The sequence below is a fragment of the Microbacterium hominis NBRC 15708 genome (assembly GCF_001592125.1).
GTDB classification, from domain to species: Bacteria; Actinomycetota; Actinomycetes; order Actinomycetales; family Microbacteriaceae; genus Microbacterium; species Microbacterium hominis.
This window is the reverse complement of the sequence record NZ_BCWI01000011.1, coordinates 107,692-124,035: the sequence shown is the minus strand read 5'-3', so window position 1 is coordinate 124,035 and position 16,344 is coordinate 107,692. Positions and strand designations below refer to the sequence as shown.

The window sequence follows — 16,344 nt, the reverse complement described above, 5'->3', positions numbered from 1 at the left end:
CCGAGAGGAACCCCTTCGATGGCACAGGAGCGCGATCCCGACAACAAGGATGATGCGAACGCTGAGCGCCGTGGGAGGAACTCGGACCCGCAGCGCGGAGGGCAGCGTCCCTCTTCGTCGCGCCCACCGCGGGAGGGCGAGCGCAAGCCGTATGCCTCGCGCGATGGAGAGCGGAAGCCGTACCCGAAGCGTGACGGTGAGCGTAAGCCGTATGCGTCTCGTGACGGGGAGCGTAAGCCCTACCCGAAGCGCGACGGTGAGCGGAAGCCGTACGCCTCGCGTGACGGGGAGCGTAAGCCCTACCCGAAGCGCGACGGTGAGCGGAAGCCGTACGCCTCTCGCGACGGTGAGCGCAAGCCCTACCCGAAGCGCGACGGTGAGCGGAAGCCGTATGCGCCCCGTGATGGGGAGCGGAAGCCGTACGCGTCGCGCGACGGTGAGCGCAAGCCGTACGCGTCGCGGGACGGTGAGCGCAAGCCCTACGCGTCGCGCGACGGTGAGCGGAAGCCCTACGCGTCGCGCGACGGTGAGCGGAAGCCGTACGCGCCCCGTGATGGTGACCGGAAGCCGTATGCCTCGCGCGACGGGGAGCGGAAGCCGTACCCGAAGCGCGACGGTGACCGTAAGCCGTATGCGTCCCGCGATGGGGAGCGTAAGCCTTACGCCTCGCGCGACGGTGAGCGGAAGCCTTACGCGAAGCGCGACGGCGAGCGGACGTCGCGTCCGCCGCAGGGGTCGGAGCGCCGCACCGGCCCCGTCGGTCCGCAGCTGCCCGACGACGTCACCCCTCAGGATCTGCCGACATCGGCTCGCAACGAGCTCAAGACCCTCTCGAAGGAGAACGCCGAGCAGGTCGCCCGTCACCTGGCGATGGCCGCGCGTCTGATCGACGACGACCCCGCGCTGGCTCACGAGCACGCTCTCGCCGCCTCCCGCAGCGCCGGCCGCATCGCGATCGTCCGGGAGACCGTGGCGATCACGGCCTACGCGCTCGGCGACTTCGCCCTCGCGGTGCGGGAGCTGCGCACTTACCGCCGTATCTCCGGTCGTGACGACCAGATCGCTCTGCTCGTCGACAGCGAGCGGGGAGTCGGTCGCGCTGACCGTGCTCTCGAAGTGGGACGTGCGGTCGACCGCTCTGCGCTGACCACCGAGGCGCGCGTCGAGCTGGCGATCGCGATGTCGGGCGCCCGGCTCGATCTCGGCGAGACCGAGCGAGCGCTGCAGGAGCTCGACATCCCGGAGCTCGACCCGGATCGTGCGTTCACGTGGAGTCCGGGCCTCTTCGCTGCGCGAGCGGCGGTGCTGGAGGAGCTCGGTCGTCTCGACGAGGCCCAGCAGTGGCAGCGTCGTGCCGACGTCGCCGCCGAGGCTCTCGGCGCCGTGGACGCGGACCTCGAGGTGATCGAGATCGACGAGGTCGAGGAGATCGCCCTGCCGCTCGACGAGGATGAGCAGCACGTCGACGTCGACGATTCCGACGTCGACGATTCCGACGTCATCGACGCCGTCGACCCGGATGCGACGTCTGCAGAGGCGGCCGACGACTGATGGCGCTGTTCTCGAAGCGCACGCCGTCCACGCCCCTGGACGGCGTGGACGCCGTGCTGGCCGATCTCGACGGCGTGGTGTACGCCGGTCCGGGTGCGCTTCCGTACGCCGTGGACAGCCTCAATGCCGCCGGTGCGTCGCGACGGCTCGGGTACATCACCAACAACGCGTCTCGTCGCGACGCGGTCGTCGCCGAACACCTGCGTGAGCTGGGTCTGACGTCGACGCGCGCCGAAGACGTCGTCACCAGCCCGCAGGCGGCGATGCGGCTGCTGCGCGAACGCGTCGCCCCGGGCGCGACGATCCTCATCGTCGGCGGCGACGGGCTCGTCTTCGAGACGGAGAAGGCCGGATACGTCGTCACACGCAGTGCGGAGGACGCACCTGCCGCGGTCGTGCAGGGGTTCGCCCCCCACGTGGGGTGGGAGCAGCTGGCGGAGGCCGCGTACGCGCTGGCGACGCCCGAGGATGCCGGCGGCATCCCCTGGATCGCCACGAACACGGACTGGACCATCCCTCAGGCGCGGGGCATCGCGCCGGGGAATGGGACGCTCGTCTCGGCGGTTCACACGGCGGTGGGCCGACTCGCCGTCGTCGCCGGAAAGCCGGAGCGCGCGATCTTCGATGAGGCCGTCGCGCGATTCGGCGCGCAGAAGGCGCTGTTCATCGGCGACCGGCTCGACACCGACATCGCCGGCGCCCAGGCGGCCGGTCTCGACTCGGTGCTGGTGCTGACGGGTATCGATCGTCCCAAGCACGTGCTCGCGGCGCCGGCCACCTCGCGCCCCACCTACATCCTCGGCGACCTGCGCGAACTCCACGAGGAGTACCCGCAGACGATCGTGCGCGGCGACACGACGGCCGTGCGCGACGCCGCCGTGCGGATCGACGGGGCGGACATCCACATCGTGTCGGAAGGATCGCGACCGATCGACCTCGTCCGCGCCGGCGCGGCGGCGATCTGGGCGTCCGGGCGTGCGATCTACGGATTCCGCGTGCCGGAGCGGCTGTACGCCGATCCCTTCCACCGTCCCTGAGGAGATCTGCGCGCTGCCGGCGTCGAGGTTGTCAACCCCTGGGGGATGAATGCCGACCGGGCCTAGCCTGGGGGCATTCGTCGATCGAGGAGGACCTATGTCCGGAGTGAAGTTCTGGCTGACCGTCGTGATCGCCGGCGGTGCCGGCTATGTGCTCGGCGCGCGTGCCGGACGAGCGCGCTATCGCGAGATCAGTGCCGCTGCGAAGCACCTGTGGGACGACCCGTCGCTGAAGAAGGCTCGCGCACGCTCCCGTAAGGTCGTCGACAAGGCAGCCAAGAAGGCGGCGAAGAAGCTCGGCGCCTGAGCGCAGACGCGCGGTGCCTCACTGCCAGCCGAAGGTGTTGAACCACTCGGCGCGGCCGGCGGATTCGCGCTGATCATCGGTGCCGCGGAACCGGTCGTGCGGCGCGCGTCGGCCCGCCACGAGCGGCACGAACCCGTCGCACTCGGGGCACCGCGAGCGTCCCTCGGGAAAGCCCGCGGCCGCCGCCTCGTCCGGCAGCTGCGGTGCGGGCACGCCGGCGAGGCCCGAGCCCGGGCACGCCGGCGCGTCCGCCTGCGCGTCGGACCACATCTGCGACGTCCCGACCCGATTGTGCAGCCCCGCGTGACCGGTCGGTCGCGTGCACAACGCCGTGCCACGCCGACTGCGGCACCACCGTGCCGTGGGAAAGCTCACGCGCCCAGCATAGGCACCCCGTGGCGGCGCGGCGCCGCGGCATCCGCTCAGCCGACGAGCGGACCGCCCTGCTTCCAGTACCCGAGGAACGAGATCTGCGTCGGTGCCATGCCCGCCGTCGCGGTGAGGTGCCGGCGGATGCGGGCGACCGCCGCGGTCTCACCGGCGATCCAGACGTAACCGCCGTCGTCCGCGCCGCCGAACGCGGCGGACTCGGCATCCGCCCATTCGCGCACGAGCCCCTCGAGCGCCGCGCCCGTCGCCGCGCCCGCCGCCGCGGCCGGCACGGGGCGCGCCAGCGTCGTGCTCGCCCTCAGGTCGTCGTCGAGGAGGTCCGCGGCATCCGCGACGTCGGCCAGCACCTCGATGCTCACCTCCGGCGGCTGCGCGCGCACGATGTTCCTGATCGCCGGTACGGCCGACTCGTCGCCGACCAGCAGGAGCCGGGACGGGGGGACCGGGGGAGTGAAGCGGATGCCGTACCCGGTGTAGCCGCAGCGCGCATCCGGACCCGTGACGATGAGCTCGTCTCCGGGGCGGCACGTCCGCGCCCAGTGCGACGCCGGTCCCGCCGGCTGGTGGAGGAAGACGTCGACGTCGATCTCGCCGTCCTCCGGCCGGATCGCCGACGGCGTGTACGTGCGCAGCGGATTGCGGCGCTCCTCGGGAAGGGACTTCCACCGGGTGTACCAGTCGCGAGGATGCGGTGTGGGCTCCCGGGTGAGACCGACGTCGACGAACCCGATGCCGGCCAGGGGCAGCACCAGCTTGATGCGCTGGTCGAGTCCCCACGGGGCGAAGTGCCGCACCGCCGCGCCGCAGAGCGTGACGCGCCGGAAGTTCGGGGACACGTCACGCACGCGTGCCACGGTCACCGGGAAGGCGCTGTACTCCCACGGACGCTCGTCGCCGCCGTTCGAACGGCTCATTGCGCCTCCGCTCCGGTGTGCCGACCGCCCAATGGCACGACGAGAGGCCCGCCCGTGACCGGATCGGGGATCACGACGTTGGGAAGATCGAAGATCTCCTCCACCCGTTCGGTCGTGATCACGTCGGCGGGCGCGCCCTCCGCCACGATCCGTCCCTGCTTCATCGCGATGACGTGGTCGGCGTAGCGAGCGGCATGATTGAGATCGTGCAGCACGGCGACGATCGTGCGGCCCGCCCGGTTGAGCGCGGAGAACAACTCCATGAGCTCGATCTGGTGCGCGATGTCGAGGAACGTCGTCGGCTCGTCGAGCAGCAGCAGATCGGTCTGCTGCGCGAGGACCATCGCCACCCATACGCGTTGACGCTGGCCGCCGGAGAGCTCCTCGACGCGACGCCCCGACAGCGCGTCGACACCCGTCTCCGTCATCGCCTCGCGGATCGCGTCCTCGTCGGCCTCCGTCCACTGGCGCCACAGCCCGAGGTGCGGGTAGCGACCGCGCCCCACGAGATCGGCGACGGTGATCCCCTCGGGCGCCGACGCGGTCTGCGGCAGAAGGCCGAGGCGGCGCGCCACCTCCTTCACGGGCAGACGGGAGATGTCGGTGCCGTCGAGCACCACGGCGCCCGCCGAGGGGCGCAGCAGACGCGACAGCCCGCGCAGCAGCGTCGACTTGCCGCAGGCGTTCGGCCCGATGATGACGGTGAACGAGCCGTCCGGAATGCGGGTGGTCAGCGCGCTGAGAATCGGCGCACCGTCGTAGCCGAGAGAGATCGTCTCGGCGGACAGGCGCGGCGGGGTGCGCGGGGCGAGGGCGGCGGGGTCAGACACGGCGGCGGATCTCCTGGACGAGGGTGAAGACGAGGTAGAGGCCGCCGACGGACACGGTGACGACGCCTGCGGGGAGCGCGACGGGCAGCGCGTGCTGGGCGATCATGTCCGATGCCAGCAGCAGCGCGGCGCCGACGAAAGCGGACAGGGTGAGAGACAGGAACGGCGTGCGCGCCAGGCGTCGCGCGATCTGGGGCGCCGCGAGCGCGATGAACGCGATCGGACCGATGACGGCCGTCGCGATCGACACCAGCAGGACGCCGATCAGGAGGGCGCCGCGTCGGGCCCGCATCGGACGTGCGCCGGTGGTGACGGCGACGTCGTCGCCGAGATCCAGCTGCCGCAGTCGCGGCGCGAGAGCACCGAGGGCGATCAGCAGCGGGATGCCGCACAGCGCCGCGCCCGCCACCGCGGCGCCCGTCACGCCGTTGAGCGTGCCGGCGCCCCACGCGGAGGCGAACATCGCGGTCTCGAGCTCGACCTGCAGCAGCATCCAGGTGTTCGCCGAGGCCAGCATGGCCGCGACGCCGATGCCGATCACGATGAGTCCGAACCCCTGCTGCCGCACGCGGCCTCCCAACACGGCGATGGCGGCGGCCGTGACCAGTCCGCCGGCGACGGCGCCGGCGGTCAGCGCCGGCCACGAGGTGGAGACGAAGACGATCGTGAGCAGCATCCCGGTGAAGGCGCCGTTCGACAGGCCGAGGATGTCGGGACTGGCGAGCGGGTTGCCGGTGACGGTCTGGAACAGGGCGCCGGCGACGGCGAGATACGCGCCGAGGAGGATGGCCGCCAGCGTGCGCGGCAGGCGCCATTCGAACACGACGGTGCGATCGAGAGGGAGGCCGCCGCCGCCGATGACGTCCACGACGGCCGCGGGCGACAGCGGGTACGAGCCGAGGCCGAGGGCGACGACCGCCGCGGCGACGATGACGACGCCGAGTCCGGCCGCGACCACGACACCGCGCAGCCGCAGGTGACGTCGCCGCGCGCTCCGGCCGATCGCGAGCCGGCGATAGCCCCGGTCGATGGTCGCGGTCGCCGCCGCGTCGCGGGGTCGCGCCATGCCAACGCTCACAGCGCCGTCGCCCGTCGTCGGCGCGCCAGGGCGATCAGCACCGGGGCGCCGACGAACGCCGTGACGACGCCCACCGGGATCTCCGCCGGTGCGATCAGCACGCGGCCCAGCACGTCGGAGAGCAGGATGAGCGTGGGCGCCAGAGCGATCGATGCGAGCAGGATGCGCCTCTGGTCCACGCCGAACATCCAGCGTGCGACGTGCGGCACCATGAGGCCGACGAACGAGACCGGGCCGGCGATCGCCGTGGCGGTGCCCGCGAGCACCGTGACCGCGGCGACCACTCCCACGCGGATGCCGCCTACGTGTGCCCCTTGCGCGCGAGCGACGTCGTCGCCGAGCGCGAGGGCGTTCAATCCCCGCGCGAGGGCGAGCGCGGCGACGGTCGCGACCGCAACGAAGGGCAGGACCGGTCCCAAGACCTCGAAGCCGCGCCCGAGCAACGATCCGGCATGCCACGCCCTCATGCGATCGAAGGCGTCGGGATCGCTCAGGGTCATCCCGGTCGTCGCGCCCGCGAAGACGGCTCCGAGTGCGACTCCCGCCAGCGTGAGCCGCAGGGGGTCGGCGGGGCCCCGGCCGGACGATCCGATGACGGTCACGCCCAGGGTGACGACCAGGGCGCCCGCGAACGACAGCCAGACGAGGATGGACATGTCGCGCAGCCCGAACACCGCGATCCCGATCGCGACCGCGAAGGCCGCCCCGGCGTTGACTCCGAGGATGCCGGGATCGGCGAGGGGATTGCGGGTGAACCCCTGGATGAGCGCACCCGCCGCGCCGAGCGCGACGCCCACGACGAGGCCGGCCACGGTGCGGGGCACCCGTAGCTCGGCGACGACGTAGCGGATGTCGGGCGAGCCGCCGCCGCTCAGGACGGCCAGCACGTCCGGCGCGCCGATCGGGTTGGATCCGATCATGAGCGACAGCGTCACCGCGACGGCGAGCATCACCGCGATCGCGACGACGGCGAGTGCCCGGACCGCGCCGCGACGGGCGTCGGGCAGGGCCGGGGGGAGCGCGGCGGCCCGCGCCCCCCGATCGGCAGCGACCGTCACCGCGCGGAGAGGAAGCGCTCGATGTCGTCGAGCACCCGCATCCCGCCCTTGGGGCCGACGCCGGACACCCAGTAGCTCGTGTCGACGAGGGTGACCGATCCGAAGGCGTCGGCGTTCTGGGTGATCGCCGCCGGAACGGTGCTCGGGTCGTCGACGTCCGTCGTCGTCACGAACACGTAGTCCGCGGCGGCACTGCGCACGTTCTCCGGGGAGATGTCCGCCTGGATGCCGTCCTTCCAGTCCTGGGCGGGGATGGTCAGGCCCACGCACTCGAGCGCGCTGCCGGCGAACGAGGTGGGGCCGTACAGGCTGAGCGTCGTCTCGTCGCGGGGCCGGATCATGTTCGCCGTCTTGCCGTCCAGGGCGAAGTCGTCCTTGATGGCGGCGCAGCGGTCGGTGAACGCCGTCAGCAGCTCCTGGGTCTTCGCCGCCCTGCCCAGCGCGTCGCCGACGAGCAGCGCGTTCTGCTGCCACGGGTCGGACTGCGACGCCATGAACACCGTGGGGGCGATGGCGCTGAGCTGGTCGTAGAGCTTCGAGTGACGTGACTCGGTGCCCAGGATGAGATCGGGGCGGAGCGCCGCGATGGCCTCGAGGTCCGGTTCCGGGACGGTGCCGACCGGGGAGACGCCCTCGACGTCGAGGTAGGCGGGCACACCGGCGACGTTGCTCGCGACGGCGGCCCCCACCGGCGTGACGCCGAGCGCGACGGCGGTGTCGAGCTCGACCGGCTCGAGCACCACGACCCGCTGCGGATCGTTCGGCACCTCGGTGGTTCCGCGGGCATGCGACACGGCGTGCGTTCCGCTCGCCGACGACGAGGAGCCCGGCGTCGTGCCCGTCGCCGCGCACCCGGCGAGGGCGAGCGCGGTCACCACGGCGGCGGCGAGCAGAGGCAGGGATCGTCGAGTGTGGGGGCGCATGGGGGCATCGCTTTCGTCCGGCCGCACCCGCACGCAGCGGGACGGTGAGTAGGTATGGCTTACCTAACTATGGACAGACGCGGATGCCGTGCGCAAACTCGGTGCGCTCTAGGATGGGGGATCGTGACCGAGAACCAGCGACAGACTTTCGACGCCGACGTTCGCGATATCGGCTATCTCGACGAGGGCGCCGGCCCGGCCATCGTCCTGCTTCCGGAGGCCGGGCTCGACTTCGCCTACTTCGGCGCGCTCGCCAGCATCCTGGTCGAAGAGGACTTCCGGGTCGTCCGCGTGGCGGCCCGCCGCTCGGGCGCGGCGACGATGCACGACCTCGCCGCCGACGTCATCGACGTCCTCGACCATCTGCAGATCTCGGAGGCGTGGATCGGCGGTCACGGTTTCGGCGGCGCCGTCGCCCGCACGATCGCGATCGACCACCACGACCGCGTCAACGGCGTGCTGCTGCTCGGCGTCGCGAGCTCTGCCCCCGCCGGTGACGACTTCGACGCGGAGCTGCGTGCGGTCTTCGGCGACTCGTTCTCGCCGCAGGCCGACGTGCGTGCGCTGCAGGCCGCCGCGCTGGCCGCCACGGATGCCGCGGCATGGCAGCCCGTCGCCGAGGCGACGCCCGTGCTCGTCATCCAGGGCGGCGGCGACCGGGTGAACCCCGCCGACGCGGGGGAGGCGCTGCGCGCGTCCGCGCCGGGGCTCGTGAGCGTCAAGGCGGTGGAGACCGCCGGGCACTTCTTCCCGCTCACTCACCCCGGCGAGACCTCGTGGTTCATCGAGGACTACCTGGACTGGGACTGAGGCGACCGACCCGCCCGGACCGTCACACGGTTTGGCCGGCGTGCGCGCCCTCGGCGATCTCCTCGACGACCTTCGCGTTGAAGGCGGGAAGGTCGTCCGGGGTGCGGCTCGACACGAGGCCCTCGTCGACGACGACCTCCTCGTCCACCCAGGTGGCGCCCGCGTTGACGAGATCGGTCTTCAGGCTGGGGTAGCTGGTGAGCGTGCGGCCGTCGACGACATCCGCCTCGATGAGCAGCCAGGCGGCGTGGCAGATCGCGGCGACGGGCTTGTGCTGCGCGAAGAACTCGCGGGCGAGCGCCACGGAGGCCGCGTCCAGCCGCAGATCGTCCGCGTTGACGACGCCGCCCGGCAGCACGAGCGCGTCGTAGTCCGCTGCCTCCGCGGCGGAGGCGGCGACGTCGACGGCCTGTCGGTGTCCGTTCTTGCCTTCGATGCTGTCCGTCGCGGGGGAGATCAGCACCGCGGTGGCGCCCGCGGCGGTCACCGCGTCCCACGGCGATGTCAGCTCGCTGTCCTCGAATCCGTTGGTGGCCACGAAGGCCACGGTCTTCCCTGAGAGTGTGCTCATGCCCTCGACGTTACGGATGGCATCGGCACCGCGCCCGGGGGTTGACACGGACGTATCATCGACTCATGGCTACGTCGAACCTTCCCACCCCCCAGCTCGCCTCCTCGACGGAGGCATCGGAGCTGCCGGGCGTGAAGAACCTCTTGCCGCTGGTGGACGGCGGCATCGATGCCGGCGCGTGCTGCGGTGGGGGGTCCTGCAGCATCGGCTGACCACCCGGTCAGTGGGCGGCGGGTCCGGCAGGTGTGTCGGCCGGCTTGCGGATGAGGAACGCGCTGATCAGCAGCGGCGTGCCGATCACGGCGGCGAGCAGGAACGCGGCGCGTGCGCCGGCCGCCCCGGCCGCGGCATCCGCCGCACCGGACGCCGAGGCCGCCGCAGACACGGACGACATCACCGAGATCAACAACGCGATGCCGGCCGCGCCGGCCACCTGCTGCACCGTCGAGACCGTGGCGCTGCCGTACGAGTAGAACCTCGGCTCGAGCGAGCCCAGTGACGCCGTGAACAGCGGCGTGAACGACATCGCGAGACCCACCGACAGCAGGGTCTGCGTCACGACCAGCATCCACACCGGAGTGGACTCGGTGAGCATCGTGAAGCTCCACAGGATCGCCAGCACGACGATCGTGCCGGGAAGCAGGAGCACGCGCGTGCCCCACCGGTCGTAGATGCGTCCGATGACGGGACCGAGCAGCCCCATCGCGAGCGCGCCGGGGAGGACGACCAGGCCCGACGCGCTGGCCGAGAGCCCGAGGGTGTTCTGCAGGTACAGCGGCAGCGCCGTGAGCGTGCCGAAGAACGCGAGGGACATCACCGCGAAGTGGGCGACGGACAGTGAGAAGTTGCCCGAGCGGAAGATCCGGAGGTCCAGCAGCGCGTCGTCCTTCTTCTGCAGGGCCACCTGACGCCAGAGGAAGAACCCGAGCGTCGTGACGCCGATCGCGAGGGCGACGACGAGGGTCACGGTGGCCGTCTCCGCGGCCGCGACGTCGGTGCCGTGGCCGCCGATCTGGCTCAATCCGAAGACGATCCCGCCGAAGCCGAGGGCGGAGAGGATCACCGAGGGGATGTCGATGGGGGCGTGCGAACGCTCGCCCAGGTTGTGGATCCACCGCACGCCGATGATCAGGGCGACGACGGAGATGGGCAGGACGATCGCGAAGATCCACCGCCACGTCAGGTTGTCGAGGATGACGCCCGCCATCGTCGGCCCGATGGCCGGAGCGAGCGAGATGACCACGCTCACGCGCCCCATCATGCGCCCGCGCAGGTGCGGCGGGACGACGGTCATGAGCGTGGTCATCAGCAGCGGCATCATGATGGCCGTGCCGGAGGCCTGGACGACGCGACCGACGAGGAGCATCTCGAACCCCGGCGCCACGAGGGCGATCAGCGTGCCGGCCGAGAACAGGCCCATGGCCGTGCCGAACATGGCGCGGGTCGTGAACCGACGCAGGAGGAAGCCCGTCGTGGGGATCACGACGGCCATGGTCAGCATGAACGCGGTGGTCAGCCATTGCGCGGCGACCGCCGTGATCCCGAGGTCGCCGATCAGGTGCGGGATCGCCACGCCCATCGTGGTCTCGTTGAGGATCGCCACGAACGCCGCCGCGAGCAGCAGCCAGATGACGCGGTTCTCCTTCGCGCCGACGACGGCGGTCGTGTCCGGAAGGGAGTCGGTCTCAGGGGAGGTCATGAGGTTCCTCGAGTCATCGGGGCGGCGTACGGGACGCGGTGCACGGGGCGGAGGGAGCGGCGACGGGGCGCACGAGGGCGCGGCGTGCCCGGAGGCCGGGGACGACTCTCCACCATAACGGCCGGGTCTGACGTCGTATTCCCCCGCCGGGTGGGACGATCGCAGCATGGCACCCACGCGGCATCCCTCCCGCGTCGCCGTGCGCGGTCCTCTGTCCCTCGCGGTCGGAGCGGTCGTCGCGGCGACGGTCTCGGCGCTGGCCGGGGTGGCCGTGGGGCTGCTCGCCGGCTGGGCGGTCGTCGCCTCCGTCAACGTCGTCTGGCTGCTGTCGGTGGTGTGGCCCATGGATGCCGAGGCCACCCGGTCGCACACGAGCGCCGTCGACCCGGGGCGTCCCGTCGCCCGCCTCATCGCGCTCGTGGGCAGCGTGGCGAGTCTCGGCGGCGTCGTCGCCGTGCTCGTCGGCGGCGGTCACGGCAGTCGGCTGCACGCCTTCGTCGTGGCCGGCGTCGCGATCGCGGCGGTCGTGAGCTCCTGGGCGCTGATCCAGGTCGACTACATGCTGCGGTACGCGCGGGTGTACTACGGCCGGCTCGCCGCCGGCCAGCGCGCCGGGATCGACTTCAACCAGGACGAGGAGCCGATGTACTCGGACTTCGGCTACTTCGCCGTCGGCCTCGGCCTGACCTACCAGGTCTCCGACAACGACGTGTCGGCCAACGAGATCCGACGCATCGTGGTGGGGCAGACGCTCATCGCGTACCTGTTCGGAGCGGTCATCCTCGCCTCGGTCATCAATCTCGTGGCGGGACTCGGCTGACCGGCCACCCCCTTCCGGCGCGGGGTTAGAGTGACCCGGTGAGCATGGGGATGGGCGGGATGGGACCCGGCGGGCGCACGGCGGCCTTCCGCGGCGTGGACGAGAGCGCCCAGCGGCGGCTGAACGCGCAGGCGCCGGAGGTCGCGGATCTCGGGGCCCGTGTGGTCGGCCTGTTCCGCCCGTATCGCGGACGCATCGTCCTAACCGCCGTGCTGGTGGTCGTCGGCGCGGCGATCGGCGTCGTCCCTCCGCTGATCGTGCAGAGCATCTTCGACGACGCCCTGTTCCCGACCGCCGGCGGTCCGCCCGACCTGGCGCTGCTGGTGCGCCTGGTGCTCACCATGATCGGGCTCTTCCTGTTCTCCGCCGTGCTCGGCGTCGCCCAGACCTGGCTGACCTCGACCGTCGGCAACCGCGTGACGGGCGACCTGCGCGTGCGGCTGTTCGACCACCTGCAGGCGATGGAGCTGGGTTTCTTCACCCGCACGAAGACCGGCGTCATCCAGTCGCGACTGCAGAACGACGTCGGCGGGGTGTCCGACGTGCTGACGAACACCGTCACGAGCATCCTCGGCAACACGGTGACGGTGATCTCGGCCCTGGTCGCGATGATCCTCATCGACTGGCGTCTGACGATCATCGCCGTGGTGATGATGCCGGCGCTCGTGCTGGTGCAGCGGCGCGTCGGCCAGGTGCGGGCGCGCATCGCCGGACAGACGCAGGAGTCGCTGAGTGAGCTGACGAGCATCACGCAGGAGACGCTGTCGGTGAGCGGCATCCTTCTGTCGAAGGCGTTCAACCGGCAACGGGCCGAGTCGGAGCGTTATCGCGACGAGAACCGCAACCAGGTGCGCCTGCAGGTGCGTCGCGCCATGAGCGGCCAGGGGTTCTTCGCCGTCGTCCAGGTGATCATGGCGTCGGTGCCCGCCATCATCTACCTCGTGTCGGGTTATCTCATCGCCGGCGGCACCGGGGCGATCACCGCGGGCACCGTCGTGGCGTTCACCACCGTGCAGGCGCGGCTGCTCCAGCCGCTCATGGGGCTGATGCGCGTGGCGCTGGACCTGCAGACGTCGCGCGCGCTGTTCGCGCGGATCTTCGAGTACCTCGACCTGACGCCCGCGATCGTCGACGCGCCCGACGCCATCGACGTCGCCGCGGCGCCCGGCCCGATCGGACGCGTCGAGTTCCGCGACGTGGTCTTCCGCTACCCGGATGCCGCGAGCGAGGGCCGCCCGACGCTGGACGGTGTCTCCTTCGTCGCCGAGCCCGGCCGGCACGTCGCCTTCGTCGGTCCGTCCGGCGCCGGCAAGACCACGATCATCTACCTCGCGCCGCGGCTGTACGAGGCCTCGTCGGGCGCGGTCCTGTTCGGCGGTGAGGACGTGCGCTCCCTCACCCAGCAGTCGATCGTCGAGAACGTGGGGATCGTCTCACAGGAGACGTACCTGTTCCACGCCTCCATCGCGGAGAACCTGCGCTACGCGAAGCCGGACGCGACCGACGACGAACTCGTCGCCGCCTGCACCGCCGCCAACATCCATCACGCGATCGTGGGCTTCGAGCACGGGTACGACACGATCGTGGGCGAACGCGGCTATCGGCTCTCCGGCGGGGAGAAGCAGCGCATCGCGATCGCGCGCGTTCTCCTGAAGGACCCGCCCGTGCTGCTGCTCGACGAGGCGACCTCCGCCCTGGACACGGTGTCCGAGCGCGTCGTCCAGGAGGCGTTGGACAACGTTGCGCGCGGACGGACCACGCTCTCGATCGCCCACCGGCTCTCGACGGTGGTCGGGGCGGACGTCATCCACGTCGTCGAGGCGGGACGCATCGTCGAGTCCGGCACCCATGCCGAGCTGCTGGCCCGCGGCGGACTCTACGCGGAACTGGCGGTCGAGCAGATGGCGGCCGCGACGATCGCGGGCATGGAGCTGCGGGCGGAGGAGCCCCGCCCGGACGTCTCCGCCCCGCGCGGGTGAGCGGCGGCGGATCAGGCCGGCGTGTTCCAGTCCTCGGAACCGATGGCGTCCGTCGGGTGCGGGGTGGGCTCGTTCTCCGCGATGAGCTCGGGCGTCGGATTGACCAGCTCCTCCGTCGACAGCGCGGCGAGCTCGTCGATCTCGGCGCGGATCTCCGCGAGGTCGGGCCCGGTGGGCTGGTCGGAGGCGGGGGTGTCGGAACCGTTCATGGGCTCAGGATAGCCGTCGCGCCGGTACCGGGCGTCGGAGCTCACCAGAGCTCGGCCGCGCTGCGCAGGTCGGCCGTCGCGGGATCGAGGGCGATGGCGTCGGCGCGGGCACGGTCGAGCAGGCCGCGCACGAACTCCCCGAGCGCACGTCGATACGCGTCCTCGGGGCTCTTCTGCGCGATGCGCACCAGCGGGGGGACGTCCATGTCGAGGATGAGGCGCACACGGGCACGGGAGGCGGCGCGCTGGCCCGCGGCATCCAGCACGGCGATGCCGCCGCGGAGCGCCTCGAGGTAGTCGACCAGCACGGGAAGCAGATCCTTGTTCTGCGTGATCGACGTGCCGTCGGCGCGTTCTCGCCAGTGGACGACGACGTCGGGGATGACGTCGACCGCACGCGCCGCGGTGTAGAGCCGCTGCGTGACGATCTGATCCTCGTAGAGCTTGCCCTCGGGGAAGCGCAGTCCGCTCCGGCGCCAGAGCTCCACCCGGCTCAGCTTCGACCAGGCCACGATGTTGCCCGACAGCTCGGGGTGCTCGTCCAACGTCGTACCGAGCCGTTCCGGCTCGGTCGCCGCCCGCACCCACGGCTGCACGGGACCGGGGGAGTAGCGTCCCTCGGCGTCGGCGCGCAGTCGCACGTAGGCCCCGACGACGACATCGCTGCCGGTGCGGGTGAGGGTCTCCACGAACCGTTGCAGCGCGGTCGGGGTCAGGACGTCGTCGGCGTCGAGGAAGGCGACGAACGGGGTCTCGACGCTGTCGAGACCGGCGTTGCGGGCGGCCGAGAGCCCGCGCGCGACGCGATGGGTGATCACGCGGAAGCGCGGGTCGGCGGCGGCCGCGGCAGCGAAGACCGCGCCGGTGGCGTCCACGGAGCCGTCGTCGACGAGGACCGCGCACCAGTTCGTGAGCGTCTGCGCGCGCAGCGATGCCAGGGCCTCCTCGGCGAAGGCGGCGACGTCCCGGCCCGGGACGATGACGGTGACGACCGGAGTGCTCACGGCCCCGATCGTACCGCCGCCACCGAAGAGGCGACGGCGTCCGCGACGAGGTCCAGCTCGGCGGCGGCCTGCACCGGGTCGGTGCGGCCCAGGTCGTGAGCGAAGGTGATGCGCACCGCTGTCTGCGCCACCTCCGGGTCGATGCCCAGCGCCAGCAGCACGTGGGACGGCTCGTCGCTGCCCGCGGCGCACGCCGACCCGCTCGAGGACACGATCCCGCGGCGCTCGAGCTCCAGCAGGACCGCCTCGCCGCTGGTGCCCGTGAACGTGAAGCTCGCCGTGCCCGGAAGGCGATACCGCGGATGCCCGGTCAGGCGCGCGGTCGAGACGAGCCCGAGCACCGTCGCGATGAAGCGGTCGCGCAGGGCGCTCACCCGCGCGGACGCCTCCACGCGCTCGGCTTCGGCGAGCTCGAGCGCGGTGGCCATCGCGACGGCGCCGGCGAGGTTCTCGGTGCCGCTGCGGCGATCGCGTTCCTGGCCGCCGCCGTGCAGGACCGGCTCCAGCGGCAGCCGCCCCCGCACCGCGAGGACGCCGATGCCGGCGGGGGCACCGATCTTGTGGCCCGCGATCGACAGGGCGTCGGCACCCGTGCCGGCCAGCGGCAGCCACCCGGCCGCCTGCACGGCGTCGAGGTGCAGGGGCACTCCCGCCGCCGCCGTGACCTCGGCGAGCCCGGCGACGTCCTGCACCGTGCCGATCTCGTTGTTGGCGTAGCCGACCGACACGAGAGCCGACTCCGGTCGGAGCGCGGCGGCGACGTGCGCGGGGTCGACGCGGCCCGTCTCGTCGACCGGCACGCGGGTCACCGCGACGCCGTGGACGCGCTCGAGATAGTCGCACGAGGCGAGCACCGCCTCGTGCTCGATGGGCGTCGTGACCACGTGCACGGCCTCTCCGCGCCGCAGTGCGGTGCCGATGGCGATGCCCTTGACGGCGAGGTTGTCGGCCTCGGTGCCCCCCGAGGTGAAGACGATGTCCGCCGGTCTCATCCCGACGACCGCGGCGACACGGCGTCGGGCGTCGGCCAGCGCGGCGGCCGCGGCCTCTCCGACGGTGTGGTGGCTGGAGGGGTTCCCGTACGCCCCGCGGAGGTAGGGCAGCATGGCGTCGAGCACGTCCGGGCGCACCGGCGTCGTCGCGGCATGGTCCAGGTACAACACG

General features: G+C 71.9%; 18 protein-coding genes. 7 read left to right on the top strand and 11 right to left on the bottom strand.

The features are described from left to right. The 3 genes from MHO01S_RS16900 to MHO01S_RS10255 form a co-directional block, all read left to right on the top strand. On the top strand, window positions 1–1,551 hold a 1,551-nt coding region (locus MHO01S_RS16900; RefSeq protein ID WP_255266084.1), incomplete at its 5' end, for a primosomal protein. Next, the gene (locus tag MHO01S_RS10260) at window positions 1,551–2,588 is read left to right on the top strand and encodes an HAD-IIA family hydrolase (RefSeq protein ID WP_060959124.1); all 1,038 of its coding nucleotides are present in this window, start codon (window positions 1,551–1,553) and stop codon (window positions 2,586–2,588) included. The genes MHO01S_RS16900 and MHO01S_RS10260, both read left to right, overlap by 1 nt. 97 nt (window positions 2,589–2,685) lie before the next feature. After that, window positions 2,686–2,895 (top strand): hypothetical protein, encoded by a 210-nt coding sequence (locus MHO01S_RS10255; RefSeq protein WP_060959125.1) that lies wholly within the window; start codon window positions 2,686–2,688, stop codon window positions 2,893–2,895. 18 nt (window positions 2,896–2,913) lie between these two features. Here MHO01S_RS10255 and MHO01S_RS10250 read toward each other — a convergent pair whose 3' ends face one another. The 6 genes from MHO01S_RS10250 to MHO01S_RS10225 are packed head-to-tail and all read right to left on the bottom strand — an operon-like array spanning window position 2,914 to window position 8,088. Further along, window positions 2,914–3,270, bottom strand: coding sequence for a hypothetical protein (locus MHO01S_RS10250; RefSeq protein ID WP_231735002.1), 357 nt, complete (start codon window positions 3,268–3,270; stop codon window positions 2,914–2,916). A 47-nt stretch (window positions 3,271–3,317) separates the two neighbouring features. Further along, entirely contained in the window at window positions 3,318–4,199 is an 882-nt protein-coding gene (locus MHO01S_RS10245) for a siderophore-interacting protein (RefSeq protein ID WP_061782251.1), read from the bottom strand. Next, complete coding sequence (locus tag MHO01S_RS10240) at window positions 4,196–5,029, bottom strand: ABC transporter ATP-binding protein (protein WP_060959128.1); 834 nt, start codon at window positions 5,027–5,029, stop codon at window positions 4,196–4,198. The genes MHO01S_RS10245 and MHO01S_RS10240 overlap by 4 nt, the downstream gene beginning before the upstream one ends. Beyond that, the gene (locus MHO01S_RS10235; RefSeq protein WP_061782250.1) at window positions 5,022–6,095 is read right to left on the bottom strand and encodes a FecCD family ABC transporter permease; all 1,074 of its coding nucleotides are present in this window, start codon (window positions 6,093–6,095) and stop codon (window positions 5,022–5,024) included. Before MHO01S_RS10235 ends, MHO01S_RS10240 begins: the two co-directional genes overlap by 8 nt. A gap of 8 nt (window positions 6,096–6,103) precedes the next feature. Then, a complete protein-coding gene (locus MHO01S_RS10230) occupies window positions 6,104–7,165 on the bottom strand; it encodes a FecCD family ABC transporter permease (RefSeq protein WP_307131645.1) in 1,062 nt (353 codons plus the stop codon). After that, window positions 7,162–8,088: an ABC transporter substrate-binding protein gene (locus tag MHO01S_RS10225; protein WP_157553774.1), complete on the bottom strand. Its 927-nt coding sequence runs from the start codon at window positions 8,086–8,088 to the stop codon at window positions 7,162–7,164. Before MHO01S_RS10225 ends, MHO01S_RS10230 begins: the two co-directional genes overlap by 4 nt. 123 nt (window positions 8,089–8,211) lie before the next feature. Here MHO01S_RS10225 and MHO01S_RS10220 point away from each other — a divergent pair, with 123 nt between their 5' ends. After that, window positions 8,212–8,898: an alpha/beta fold hydrolase gene (locus tag MHO01S_RS10220; protein WP_060959131.1), complete on the top strand. Its 687-nt coding sequence runs from the start codon at window positions 8,212–8,214 to the stop codon at window positions 8,896–8,898. Window positions 8,899–8,920: 22 nt separating this feature from the next. Here the strand turns inward: MHO01S_RS10220 and MHO01S_RS10215 are convergent, their stop codons facing one another. After that, on the bottom strand, window positions 8,921–9,469 hold the full coding sequence (locus MHO01S_RS10215; protein ID WP_060959132.1) for a type 1 glutamine amidotransferase domain-containing protein: 549 nt from the start codon (window positions 9,467–9,469) through the stop codon (window positions 8,921–8,923). Between the two features lie 65 nt (window positions 9,470–9,534). Here MHO01S_RS10215 and MHO01S_RS16685 point away from each other — a divergent pair, with 65 nt between their 5' ends. Next, entirely contained in the window at window positions 9,535–9,681 is a 147-nt protein-coding gene (locus MHO01S_RS16685) for a hypothetical protein (RefSeq protein ID WP_167626529.1), read from the top strand. A gap of 8 nt (window positions 9,682–9,689) precedes the next feature. Here MHO01S_RS16685 and MHO01S_RS10210 read toward each other — a convergent pair whose 3' ends face one another. Next, a complete protein-coding gene (locus MHO01S_RS10210) occupies window positions 9,690–11,168 on the bottom strand; it encodes a DHA2 family efflux MFS transporter permease subunit (protein ID WP_060959133.1) in 1,479 nt (492 codons plus the stop codon). Window positions 11,169–11,334: 166 nt separating this feature from the next. Here MHO01S_RS10210 and MHO01S_RS10205 point away from each other — a divergent pair, with 166 nt between their 5' ends. Further along, complete coding sequence (locus MHO01S_RS10205) at window positions 11,335–11,988, top strand: DUF1345 domain-containing protein (protein ID WP_060959134.1); 654 nt, start codon at window positions 11,335–11,337, stop codon at window positions 11,986–11,988. A gap of 50 nt (window positions 11,989–12,038) precedes the next feature. Further along, window positions 12,039–13,967 (top strand): ABC transporter ATP-binding protein, encoded by a 1,929-nt coding sequence (locus MHO01S_RS10200; protein ID WP_060959135.1) that lies wholly within the window; start codon window positions 12,039–12,041, stop codon window positions 13,965–13,967. 11 nt (window positions 13,968–13,978) lie between these two features. Here the strand turns inward: MHO01S_RS10200 and MHO01S_RS10195 are convergent, their stop codons facing one another. Genes MHO01S_RS10195 through MHO01S_RS10185 form a run of 3 tightly spaced genes read right to left on the bottom strand, consistent with a single transcriptional unit; the run spans window position 13,979 to window position 16,343 of the window. Next, window positions 13,979–14,176, bottom strand: a complete 198-nt coding sequence (locus tag MHO01S_RS10195) for a hypothetical protein (RefSeq protein ID WP_060959141.1) — start codon at window positions 14,174–14,176, stop codon at window positions 13,979–13,981. Between the two features lie 41 nt (window positions 14,177–14,217). Then, window positions 14,218–15,180 carry a glycosyltransferase family 2 protein gene (locus MHO01S_RS10190; protein ID WP_060959136.1) on the bottom strand — a complete coding sequence of 321 codons (963 nt, stop codon included), beginning with the start codon at window positions 15,178–15,180 and terminating at the stop codon, window positions 14,218–14,220. Beyond that, entirely contained in the window at window positions 15,177–16,343 is a 1,167-nt protein-coding gene (locus MHO01S_RS10185; protein WP_061782249.1) for a cysteine desulfurase family protein, read from the bottom strand. The genes MHO01S_RS10190 and MHO01S_RS10185 overlap by 4 nt, the downstream gene beginning before the upstream one ends. Window position 16,344: the final 1 nt, after the last annotated feature.

Excerpts from the sequence above, each read along its gene's own strand:
- MHO01S_RS10260 (WP_060959124.1), top strand. The coding sequence starts at position 1,551 with ATGGCGCTGTTCTCGAAGCGCACGCCGTCCACGCCCCTGGACGGCGTG.
- MHO01S_RS10255 (WP_060959125.1), top strand. The coding sequence starts at position 2,686 with ATGTCCGGAGTGAAGTTCTGGCTGACCGTCGTGATCGCCGGCGGTGCC.
- MHO01S_RS10245 (WP_061782251.1), bottom strand. The coding sequence starts at position 4,199 with ATGAGCCGTTCGAACGGCGGCGACGAGCGTCCGTGGGAGTACAGCGCC.
- MHO01S_RS10235 (WP_061782250.1), bottom strand. The coding sequence starts at position 6,095 with ATGGCGCGACCCCGCGACGCGGCGGCGACCGCGACCATCGACCGGGGC.
- MHO01S_RS10225 (WP_157553774.1), bottom strand. The coding sequence starts at position 8,088 with ATGCGCCCCCACACTCGACGATCCCTGCCTCTGCTCGCCGCCGCCGTG.
- MHO01S_RS10215 (WP_060959132.1), bottom strand. The coding sequence starts at position 9,469 with ATGAGCACACTCTCAGGGAAGACCGTGGCCTTCGTGGCCACCAACGGA.
- MHO01S_RS16685 (WP_167626529.1), top strand. The coding sequence starts at position 9,535 with ATGGCTACGTCGAACCTTCCCACCCCCCAGCTCGCCTCCTCGACGGAG.
- MHO01S_RS10210 (WP_060959133.1), bottom strand. The coding sequence starts at position 11,168 with ATGACCTCCCCTGAGACCGACTCCCTTCCGGACACGACCGCCGTCGTC.
- MHO01S_RS10205 (WP_060959134.1), top strand. The coding sequence starts at position 11,335 with ATGGCACCCACGCGGCATCCCTCCCGCGTCGCCGTGCGCGGTCCTCTG.
- MHO01S_RS10200 (WP_060959135.1), top strand. The coding sequence starts at position 12,039 with ATGGGCGGGATGGGACCCGGCGGGCGCACGGCGGCCTTCCGCGGCGTG.
- MHO01S_RS10195 (WP_060959141.1), bottom strand. The coding sequence starts at position 14,176 with ATGAACGGTTCCGACACCCCCGCCTCCGACCAGCCCACCGGGCCCGAC.